Source organism: Ruegeria sp. BI7 (assembly GCF_056537925.1).
The window spans coordinates 22,293-32,546 of the sequence record NZ_JBQFSK010000017.1; the positions used below are offsets into that span (position 1 = coordinate 22,293).

Consider the following 10,254-nt stretch of genomic DNA (forward strand, 5'->3'; position numbering starts at 1 on the left):
GTTGGGTGCGTCGGGCATCTCTGCCCGACGCCAGGGAGTTGAGGTTACTGGTAATCACGCAGCAGGCGCACAGCCGCTGTCTGGGCTTCCCCTAGCGCGTCTTCAGCCGATTTTGTGCCGGTCAAAGCCGCCTGAATTGCGTTGTTCAGACCCTCACGCACGCGTGCGGTTTCAAAGGTCGAGAACTCAGCAACCGCGTTTTCCAGCTGGTTCCGGGCAACGAGAGCGGGTGGGAACTCTTCTGTGTAGGATTTCAGCGCATCGGTTTCATACGCTGCCGGAGACACGCCCATATAGCCGGTCGCGATGGACCACGCTGCCGCTTGCTCGGGCGAGGTCATGAATTCGATCAGCTTCATGGCCGCAGCGCGCTCTTCGTCCGATGTCTCTTTGAAAACATAGAAGTTGCCGCCGCCGGTAGGCGAACCCAGCCGCACATTGGCCGGAAGCTCGGCGACGCCAAAGTCAAAACTGGCGTTGTTCTTCACAGCCGTAAGGTTGCCGGTCGAATGCCACATCATCGAGGTCTGACCTTCGAGGAACGCCTGCCTCAGTGTACCCCATTCAACGGTGCCAGTGGGCATGATGCCATGCTCCTGCGACAGCGACTGCCAGAATTCCAACGTATCGACAACGGTTTCGTCATCGAAATAGGTGGTCAGGCCGTCATCGGACATCACCTCCTTGCCGTTCTGGATCGCCAACGCCTGGAACATCCAATAGGGATAGCCTGTCGATGGGATCATCAGGCCATAGGTGTCGTCGTTGGTCAGTGCCTTGCCCATGCTAATCAGCTCGTCCCAGGTCTTGGGCGGTGCCTCAGGGTCAAGACCTGCCGCACGAAACTGGTCCTTGTTGTAATAGGCAACGATAGTTGAACGCTGGAACGGAATGCCCCAAGTTTTACCCTCGATCCGGCCATTAGCCATCAATGCAGGATAAAAGCTCTCTAGCCAGTCCGGGTTAACCCCGTCGATATCTTCGTAGGCCACGATCAGATCCTGCTCGATCAGATCATAGGCATCGATTGAGAACATCACCGCCAGCTGAGCCGGTTCACCCGATGCAAGTGCGGACAAGGCACGAACGCGCGTGTCGTCATAGTTGCCTGAATAGATCGCGTTGACCTTGATGTCAGGGTTGGCGGCTTCAAAATCGGCAACGATGCCATCCACTACTTCGGTCAGCGCGCCGCCAACCGCGATAGGATAATACATTGTTAGTTCCGTCTCAGCCGCCGCCGCCGATGTCAGCGCGGTGGCCGAGACGGCAGCCAAACTTATCTTCTTAATGACGTTCATTTTTTCCTCCCAGTGATGACAGTTATTCTTGTCTTTCCAAAGTTCAGTTGCTCGACCTACCCGGCCAGTCGCTTGCCCATGTCGTCAAAGAAATGCAGGTCTTCATCGGCAAAGCTGATCTCCAGATCTTCTCCTGCCGGAATATGTTTCAGTCCGGGCATGGATACGGTCAGACCATTGGCAGCAGGATGTGACAGGCCAATGAATGTTTCGGAACCCAGGAATTCGCATTCCGATACTTTACAAGTCAGCCTGCCCTTGCCCGATTCCACCACCTTCACCGCTTCGGCGCGAAGGCCAATTGTCGTTGCGCGCTCAAATCCCGGCACGCCTTCTGACTTGATCAGCGCCATTGGCGGGGCACCGACAAACTCGGCGACAAAAGTGTTAGCAGGCTTGTAGTAAAGCTCTTCCGGGGACCCTGTCTGCTGGATATGGCCGTCTTTCATCAGTACGACCATGTCGGCCATGCTCATCGCTTCGGTTTGGTCATGCGTGACGTAAACTACGGTGATGCCCAAATCGACCTGAAGTTTTTTGATGTCCTTGCGCACAGAGGCGCGCAGCTTGGCATCAAGGTTCGAAAGCGGCTCATCCATCAGGCACAGCGGCTGGTTTGCCACGATCGCACGTGCAAGCGCCACACGCTGGCGCTGACCACCCGACAATTCCCCCGGCTTACGCTGCTCATAGCCCAGCAAGCCAGTGATCTCGAGCGCCCGGGTCAGTTTCTCGCGCCGTTCCGCCGCGACGACTTTTCGCACCTTGAGGCCAAAAACAACGTTTTCCGCGACACTCAGATGCGGGAACAATGCATAAGACTGGAACACCATCGACAGATTGCGTTCTGCAGGGGCAGAAGTAGTGATGTCACGCCCGTCAATGACGATCCGCCCCTCATCCGGCAATTCTAGTCCCGACAGCAATCTCAGCGTCGTTGACTTGCCGCAGCCCGACGGGCCAAGCAGCGCTACGAACGAACCACGCGGGATCGAAAGATTAATATTCTCGACGCCAAGCTGCCCATTCCAGCGCTTAGCAATATTGTCGACGTGAACAAACGGTTCTGCCATATTCAGCGCTCTCCTTGTGAGTAAGTAATGGCTTCGCCCAAACTGTCTGCGAGATCGGAAAATTCAGGGCCCGGAGGACGGTCGCACACGACAACGTCGACATCCGAGATGTTGCCGCCCAATGCTGGCGCAATGCGACCAAATTTACTGCTGTCTATTACGAGGATCGATTTGGCTGCGTGCTGTTGCATTTTCATTCTCACCCTAACCTCAGCTGGATGAAATTCTAACAACCCACCATCATGCGCCACACCGGCAACGCCAAATATTGCGAACTCGGCACGAAACCTGTCAAAGAAATCGGTTGCTTCTTCGCCGATAAAATCACGATCGGGCAGGCGCAGCTCGCCTCCTGGCAAAAGGATACGGTTTGAGATTTCATTACTCAGCGCCATCGCGGCACTCAGGTTGTTCGTAATGACCGTTAACTCCTGGTGGCCGGACAGTGCCTTAGCAACTTCGAGCGGAGTCGACCCAATTGAAAGGAACACGTTCGCCCCATTGGGGATCATGCTCGCAACAAGTTCGGAAACCGACCGTTTGCCACGTAAGTTCGTTCCGGCTCTCTGATCAAACGGGGTATTCAAACGGCTTTCAGCCAGCTCGATCCGCCCGTGCGCGCGTCGCAGGTTTTCACCGTCGCACAAAATGTCCAGATCACGGCGGATGGTTTGCGTCGAGACCCCTAGCATTTCCGCTAAGGCCCCCACACTGACACCGCCACGCTCTTGCACGACCTGCTGGATTAAATCCCTCCGTCTGATCTTCTTTGACGCCATTTATCCCCCTTCAAGTTGCCAGAACCATATCACCAAAAAACAACAAAACAACATTTTTCAATCAAAGCCACATATAACGTTCAAGGGTGACTTGATCGCAAGTGTCGAAAAATTATATTTTTCAAGGCTTTGCGCGCAAAGCTTCAAAACTCGCTAGTGGCGACTTGCTAAGAATGTTGTTTTTTCTTCCATTTTGTTTTGTTGATGTTACATTCCGAATTGCGTCAATCCTGTCGGGGGCGCCCATCAAAAAAGGACATTTGGACACATGCTTGACGCCAACTCGATATTTTCGCGTTATCAGTCCATACGTCCCAGACTCCCAAAAGCAACATTCAACGCGGCCACTCTGGATATTGAGTCACTTCTGGATATTGGCAACGAAGTAGACGCCTTTGTTTTTGATGCTTTTGGCGTTCTAAATGTTGGCGAAACTCCGATTCCCGGCGCGGCAGCTCGTTTGAAAGAGCTCAGGGAGGGCGGACACCAGATTCGCATTCTTTCCAATGCTGCCAGCTATAATCACCAGGGCGCGACTGCCAAGTTTCAAAAACTCGGAATGCAAGTTGACGCAGATGAGATTGTAACCAGCCGCGACGCAGCCTTGGCAAACCTGAACGACGGTCTGTGGGGCTGCATCGCCTCTCCGTCTGACGACCTGACGGACATCTTATCCGAGACGATCAGGCTTGAGGCAGACCAGACAGACTTTGACCGCGCTGACGGTTTCTTGTTTCTCTCGACCGAAATCTGGCAACAATCTCAACAATCCATGCTTTGCGACAGCTTGTTGGCGAACCCGCGCCCAGTTGTGATCGCAAATGCTGATCTGGCAGCGCCACGAGACTTCGGATTCTCACTGGAGCCCGGTCACTACGGGCATTTGCTGGCAGATGAGGGCCTTCAAGACATCAAGTTCTTTGGCAAGCCATTTCCGGAAGTATTTGAAATGGTCGAAGCCACGCTTCCAGGAATTCCGCCCGAACGCATCGCGATGTGCGGTGACACTCTTCACACCGATATCCTCGGTGCAGCAGCACGGGGTTGGCGCACAGTCCTTGTCGCGCAAGATGGAGTGTTTTCGGGGCTGGATACTCGCACTTTTTGCGAGCAATCGAGCTTGACACCGAGCTGGCGCCTACTTCGCATATAGAAAACATCGTGATGCTCCCACTTTCGGCGAAGTATTAGACCGAAAATTAGCCTTGGTTTGAACGGTGACTAAGAGCCTATCCTCGAGATTTTGCAAAGCTGGTTTACTGCGCGTTGCCGTCGTTAGCACGGACTGCAGCACCCAGTAGCGGTTGTGAGGGATGGCAAGGACGCCATCAAGGAACGGGAACGCCTGAACCGCGAAGCCGAACGCAATCTGAACATTCTGGCCGATATCGCCAAGGACGCCTTTGAAAGCCGCAAGGCCGAACTGAAAGGCGACGGGAAGGCTGGCCGGTGGTTCAGTCCCTTGGAACTGCACGTCTTGCCGAAGCTGGGCAAAATGCCGGTTTCACGGATCGACCAGCGCGATATCCGCGACACCCTTGCGCCGATCTGGCACACCAAAGCCGACACGGCGCGTAAGGCGATGAACCGTTTGTCCATCTGTTTGCGCCATGCGGCGGCGCTGGGCTTGGATGTGGATCTGCAGGCCACAGAGAAAGCCAAAGCCTTGTTGGGCAAACAACGACACACGGCAACCCAAATCCGACCTTGGTATCGAAATACGGGGAACGGCCACGAACCATAATGTCACGCTGGACCATGAGCAGGCATTGCAGCAAGCGTTTGGCACCGACTTTCCCGAGATGGCTGAATCCCTTTTAAGGCATTGCCTCAAAATGCTGAAAGCAAATGAGTCCAGCGAAGATTACGCCGGGAATGACGAACGGGAATTCATGCTGGCAGCGGTGGCCGAACTGAAACCGCGCGACACAGTTGAACGTATGTTGGCAGTCCAAATGGCGGCAACCCACGTCGCGATGGTTAGATCCGCGCGATGGCTGGCAAATTCGGAACGGATTGACCAAGTGAATGTCCATTATAACGGATACAACAAGCTGGCCCGCACCTACGCCGCCCAGGTAGAAGCCCTGCGCAAGCATCGCAATGGCGGCAAGCAAACCGTGACCGTGCAACACGTCAACGTGTCGGATGGTGGACAGGCGATTGTCGGCAATGTCGGCACTGGAGGGAGGGCTAGCGATGGAAAGTGACGCCAACCCCATGAGCAAGGCCCATGCGGCCCCCAGATGCACGGCAAAATCCAAAAGAACCGGCAAACGGTGCAAAGGGCCAGCGGTTCGTGGTTGGGCCGTGTGTAGGTTTCACGGGGCAGGTGGCGGTCAGCCAGCCGGAAAGGCAAAGAGGCGTTGAACCAGAATGAAGTGCAAAAGTTGGGTACCTAGTTGGGCACTAAGTGGCGAGGGCTTCGCAACACGCATCGCGAGATCCGCTGCAAGGGCACGATCCTGGCAAATCCAACCCCGGCTCTCAAGCTAGACCGTATGACTAATGACAACTTTGATGTTGAATTGATAGGATCGGCCAAATGCGCGCGTTTGAAATTCTTTGGATCGTCCTTTTCAGGTTCAACCCGGTTGCGAGAGTTTGGGTAGTCTGCCTAATTCTCGTAAATTTGGCCTCCCTGCTGTTCCTCAATACCTTCTATGCCTGGTTCAACCTGTTGTCGGTCGGGGTCGGCATTTCCATAATGATAGCAATTTACCTGAAGCTAGGGTTTGTGAGGCTGCTTGGTATAGGCCACATTCTGTGGATTCCAATGATAGCCTATTTCCTGACGAACCTTCCGAACGTAGACACCGAACCTGCGCTTTACTGGTGGGTTATTCTTCTCATCGGCTTCAATACGACTTCGCTGGTCATTGATACGGTGGACGTTGCGCGGTTTTGGAATGGCGAGCGGGGTCCGCACTACAAATGGTAATTTGAAAGAGGTGACAATTCGCAGCAAAAGGTAAAGATGCAACGCGCCGAACTCATACCCCCTCGTCGAAATCGTTAACCCCCTCAAGACGCGCCGCACCTCATTGCTACACGCCTGCCCTGTTTGAATTGTGTCTGAAAGATTAATTCGACCGGCTACGGGTAATCCCCAATATCGAGGCTGAAGTTCTTTCGCTAGGTTTGAGTTAACGGAGCAACCACACATACAACTCCGAGACCCCGAGATTGAGGGGCTGGCTTTTACCCCCTCGTCCAGCCCCTCGCTCCACCCATCACCTCAATGTTGAAATGACAGGCAACTCCGGTTGTCGGTAGCAGCTTGGTTTAAGTGCAACCCGTTAACACATTTGGGTACACTCGCTATTTTTGGGGAGGCAATTGGCACACTAAGTCAAAAACCCTAAGCGATATTCAATACCGCTTAGGGATAAAATTTCTTAGACGAACAAGAACTGATCTTCGATCAGTGCCGCGACGGCGACGCCTTCAAGCTCAACCGAGCCATTGTCCCATTCGACGCGCGTACCGGATCCAGTGTCGACGAAGGTCAGGTCAGTATAAGTGCTTCCGGCAAGTTCAAGCGTGTCGGTGCCCAACTCGAAGTCAGTGATGGTGTCAGCGCCTTCAGATACCAAGGTATTGAAGACAAAGACATCGGCTCCGGAACCACCGGACAGCTTGTCATCGCCTTCCAGGCCGATAATGCGGTCATTGCCCGCTCCGCCGTCGATTACATTGGCGACGTCAGACCCATTGATGAGATTACTGCCAGAGCTACCAATGACGTTCTCGATGTTCGTCATGATTTCCTGGGCACCGCTTGTAAAGGTCGCGATTCCAGCCGTCAGATCCAACGTCACACCGTTAGATGTGTAGGAGAAGTCGATAGTATCGTTACCTGCACCGCCGTCGAAGCTGTCAAGGCCAGAGTTTGCAATCAGTATGTCGTCTCCATCTCCGCCATTGTGGGCATCATCACCTCTACCACCGTCGATGTAGTCGTTTCCGTAACCGCCAGTGATATGATCGTTGCCACTAAAACCAATAAGAACGTCGTCACCCGACCCACCGATCACGGCTTTGTCCTTGATCTCCTGCAATCCTAGTACTGTTCCATCCGCAAACTCGATCAGTTCCATGTCATAGTACGAGCTGGCAAAGTGATCAGTGATGGTGATTGCCTCGCCATTGCTCAACGTGATCACCAAGTCCCCGTTTCCATTGTGCGAGAAAGTTACGTCATCTGCATTCACATCAGTGAGCACCAGTCGGTCTTTAAGGTAGTCGCCTGCGCTGCTGACATCCGTAATCGTGTAAGAGCCGTCGCCCAGGCTGTGGTAGTAATTCTCGACGTAGTAAGACCCCTTCACCGTGCCAGAGAACTTCTGATCCGCGACAGATTTGTCCCGAATTTCCTGTGCGTTTAGGACGGTTCCATCCGAAAATTCGATCAGTTCTGTATCATAGTAGTCACTGTCGAAATGGTTGCTGATCGTAACTGTTTCACCATTACTTAGGGTGATCACCAGATCTCCACCTGCATTCTGTGAGAACGTCACGTCTTCTGCGTTCACATCAGTAAACACTAACCGGTCATTGATCCATCCAGCGCTACTAACATCTGTGATCGTGTACGACCCGTCGCCAAGAGCATGGAAATAGTTTTCAGTGTTATAGGAGCCCTTGACCGAACCCGTGGCTTTTTGATCCGCCACCGTCTTGTCACGAATATCCTGCAAGTCGAGAACGGTACCATCTGCGAATTCGATCAGCTCCATATCATAGCTGTCGCTGTCGAAGTGGTTCTTGATTGTTACAGTCCCACCATCGCTTAGGGTAATCACAAGGTCCCCGTCGGCGTTGTGAGAGAAAACGACATCATCGGCATTCACATCGGTGAACAGCAGTTTGTCGTTCACAGTTGCATAGCCGCTTGTATCAAGAATAACGTCCGAACCGTCACCAAGCGAATAGATATAGGTCGCCGCGCCATCGCCGCCGTTGAGAGTGTCGTTTCCTTTGCCGCCGACAAATATGACGCCGTCGGCTGTGCTGGTAATCACGTCTTCACCCGTACCGCCAATGACGTAGCTCGCTTCGGTAACAGTGATAGTGTCGTTTCCTGTGGTGCCTTCGACGATTTGCAGATCACCTGCGTATGTCAAGGCACGGGCCAGATCCGAAGATGGGTCCAATCCAGCGTCGGATATGGCGGTCTGAACCAGCTGCTCAAAGTCCGTATCACCAGAACTCAGATCAGATTTAAAAATTAAAATGGCAGTCGCTGCATTGCCAACCGAAATCGATCCCTTGTCGATCTCCTGCTGCATGCCTGCAATGACTTGCGACACATCGCCATAAAGGGACGGGCTTTCAGGCGTGAATCCGTTTAGGAATGTTGAAAACGAAGCTAAAGGGTGCGACGCCGCAGCAGATGCTGCTGCTTCCGCACTTGTCCCATTTAGCAACGCAGTTGAGATAGCGGCTTGCGCCAAAAAGCGCGCAGCAAGCTGTTCAAGAAATTCTTCGTACAACTCTTCAAAAGCAGGACCGGCAAAAATACCAGGGTCTGTAGACGCGGGTACACCGATATATCCGGTACCGTACACTGCTTCCAAAAACTCTAAGTGCCGGGCGTCAACATATTCTCCACGACTACCCGGATCCACATCGCTGACACCTGCCCAGTCCAAGATAAACGCTTCGAAGCTTATTAAGAAACTCTCGATGTTACCGGATTCCAGTTGTTCCAAAAGAGCATGCGCTTGATCTCTCAGGTCGTCGTCAAGCGACAAAGCAACCCACGTTGAAGCCAATGTGCCAGAACCCAGCAGAACAGGTAGCTTGAAAACATCTGGATGATAAGTGAAATCATCGGGAACAAGTGCAACAGTGTTGAGCGTGTCGGTTTCAAAGTATGCATCGGCAACGACACCTTGACTACCATCGCTCCACTCGAATGTGCTCTCCCAAAGAACACTGTTGCCAGCAACTTCATAGTTGGTGACCGTGGCAGATACGGAGATGGACGCTACCCCGACATCAGCCAATCCGCGCATTTCCTGTGCCTGACTGATCCCATCCGAGTTTGAATCCTGCCAGACAACGAGATCGCTATAAATAGGATCGTTCTCATCGATCACGCCGTCGCTGTTGCTGTCATGCTGTGCCAGAGCAAGAAAGCCGTGATCATAACCGGTCTGATCCCCAAAGAGTTCTGATCCATCATCGATATATCCGTCGCCATCAATATCCAGTGCCAAAAGACCATCGTCAGGTGCGGCCCAGCCCGTGGCCTCAGCAAAACCATTAATATCGACGTCAAAGAAGGTTGTGCTGCCTGCCAACGAAGTAAGCTCGATACCATCTCCATCAAGATCCAGAACCAACGGCGAAACTGGTGGTTTTTGAAATAGTTCTTCCAGTCTACCGCGATCATTAACTTGAATCATGTCATTGCTAATTGCGTTGGAAATTATATTCCGAATGCCTGATTCTGCCTGTTCAATTGCTTGGCCAATTTCGTTCGTCAGATTTTCGCTTACGGCTTTGGCAACGTCAGGATCCACTCCAAGCCTTTCTAGTTCTTGCTGAAGTGAGTCCCCTACATCATCAATACTTGTGGAAATTTCGTTATTGCCGATTTCTATTGTAATGGAGTCGCCGTCGATCGTAATAGATGCGCCAATTTGCACTTCGCCGAAACCAATAGTTACACTTCCGGTTCCCGATATATCGGCATCGAAAGCGTTGCCGTGTTGATCAAAACTTACACTTACGTCGCCACTCACACCTACATCGACGTCAACGTCACCAATTTCAATTGAGACCCCTGGAGTGGACACGCCAATGGTACCCACCAAGGTGTTCCCCAAATTAGAAGTGGTCTCAATACCCACGGATGCTTCTGCGCCGCTCGGAAGCGTGCCGGTAACCTGTCCAGAATCGCCAACTGTACTACCGATACCCTGGTAAGGACCTCCAGTAGTGTTGCCAGAAATAGGATCCATTTCATTTCCTTTTACAAATTTACTTGGTCATTTGGCGAACAACGCGAAAACCGGAATACTGGCTACGATGAGTTTCAGATCCTGAGCCTCGAGACGCCACGCGGACTGAGTCCATTCCTGTGTTGAATGC

At 52.7% G+C, this 10,254-nt stretch carries 7 protein-coding genes and 1 pseudogene; 4 read left to right on the forward strand and 4 right to left on the reverse strand.

Features of this window, described 5'->3' with window-relative positions:
- Positions 1–44: 44 nt before the first annotated feature.
- From ACR0JB_RS21515 to ACR0JB_RS21525, 3 genes are read right to left on the reverse strand one after another with little or no spacing between them, the layout of a single operon-like run.
- Positions 45–1,301 carry an ABC transporter substrate-binding protein gene (locus tag ACR0JB_RS21515; protein ID WP_117868156.1) on the reverse strand — a complete coding sequence of 419 codons (1,257 nt, stop codon included), beginning with the start codon at positions 1,299–1,301 and terminating at the stop codon, positions 45–47.
- A gap of 56 nt (positions 1,302–1,357) precedes the next feature.
- Positions 1,358–2,374 (reverse strand): ABC transporter ATP-binding protein, encoded by a 1,017-nt coding sequence (locus ACR0JB_RS21520; protein WP_170398781.1) that lies wholly within the window; start codon positions 2,372–2,374, stop codon positions 1,358–1,360.
- A gap of 2 nt (positions 2,375–2,376) precedes the next feature.
- Positions 2,377–3,153 carry a DeoR/GlpR family DNA-binding transcription regulator gene (locus ACR0JB_RS21525; protein ID WP_170398784.1) on the reverse strand — a complete coding sequence of 259 codons (777 nt, stop codon included), beginning with the start codon at positions 3,151–3,153 and terminating at the stop codon, positions 2,377–2,379.
- Between the two features lie 268 nt (positions 3,154–3,421).
- Here ACR0JB_RS21525 and ACR0JB_RS21530 point away from each other — a divergent pair, with 268 nt between their 5' ends.
- The 4 genes and pseudogenes from ACR0JB_RS21530 to ACR0JB_RS21545 all read left to right on the forward strand — a co-directional run bounded on the left by ACR0JB_RS21530 (position 3,422) and on the right by ACR0JB_RS21545 (position 6,094).
- Positions 3,422–4,306, forward strand: coding sequence for an HAD-IIA family hydrolase (locus tag ACR0JB_RS21530; protein WP_170398787.1), 885 nt, complete (start codon positions 3,422–3,424; stop codon positions 4,304–4,306).
- A gap of 147 nt (positions 4,307–4,453) precedes the next feature.
- A pseudogene (locus ACR0JB_RS21535) lies at positions 4,454–4,855 on the forward strand (phage integrase central domain-containing protein); the annotation flags it as partial.
- A gap of 133 nt (positions 4,856–4,988) precedes the next feature.
- Positions 4,989–5,363 (forward strand): hypothetical protein, encoded by a 375-nt coding sequence (locus tag ACR0JB_RS21540; protein ID WP_170398790.1) that lies wholly within the window; start codon positions 4,989–4,991, stop codon positions 5,361–5,363.
- A gap of 335 nt (positions 5,364–5,698) precedes the next feature.
- Positions 5,699–6,094, forward strand: a complete 396-nt coding sequence (locus ACR0JB_RS21545) for a hypothetical protein (protein ID WP_480790292.1) — start codon at positions 5,699–5,701, stop codon at positions 6,092–6,094.
- A gap of 457 nt (positions 6,095–6,551) precedes the next feature.
- Here ACR0JB_RS21545 and ACR0JB_RS21550 read toward each other — a convergent pair whose 3' ends face one another.
- Positions 6,552–10,124 carry a calcium-binding protein gene (locus ACR0JB_RS21550; RefSeq protein WP_480790293.1) on the reverse strand — a complete coding sequence of 1,191 codons (3,573 nt, stop codon included), beginning with the start codon at positions 10,122–10,124 and terminating at the stop codon, positions 6,552–6,554.
- Between the last annotated feature and the right edge of the window lie 130 nt (positions 10,125–10,254).

Bases quoted from the DNA above. Each gene is read 5' to 3' on its own strand.
- ACR0JB_RS21515 (WP_117868156.1), bottom strand. From the start codon at position 1,301: ATGAACGTCATTAAGAAGATAAGTTTGGCTGCCGTCTCGGCCACCGCG.
- ACR0JB_RS21520 (WP_170398781.1), bottom strand. From the start codon at position 2,374: ATGGCAGAACCGTTTGTTCACGTCGACAATATTGCTAAGCGCTGGAAT.
- ACR0JB_RS21525 (WP_170398784.1), bottom strand. From the start codon at position 3,153: ATGGCGTCAAAGAAGATCAGACGGAGGGATTTAATCCAGCAGGTCGTG.
- ACR0JB_RS21530 (WP_170398787.1), top strand. From the start codon at position 3,422: ATGCTTGACGCCAACTCGATATTTTCGCGTTATCAGTCCATACGTCCC.
- ACR0JB_RS21540 (WP_170398790.1), top strand. From the start codon at position 4,989: ATGCTGAAAGCAAATGAGTCCAGCGAAGATTACGCCGGGAATGACGAA.
- ACR0JB_RS21545 (WP_480790292.1), top strand. From the start codon at position 5,699: ATGCGCGCGTTTGAAATTCTTTGGATCGTCCTTTTCAGGTTCAACCCG.
- ACR0JB_RS21550 (WP_480790293.1), bottom strand. From the start codon at position 10,124: ATGGATCCTATTTCTGGCAACACTACTGGAGGTCCTTACCAGGGTATC.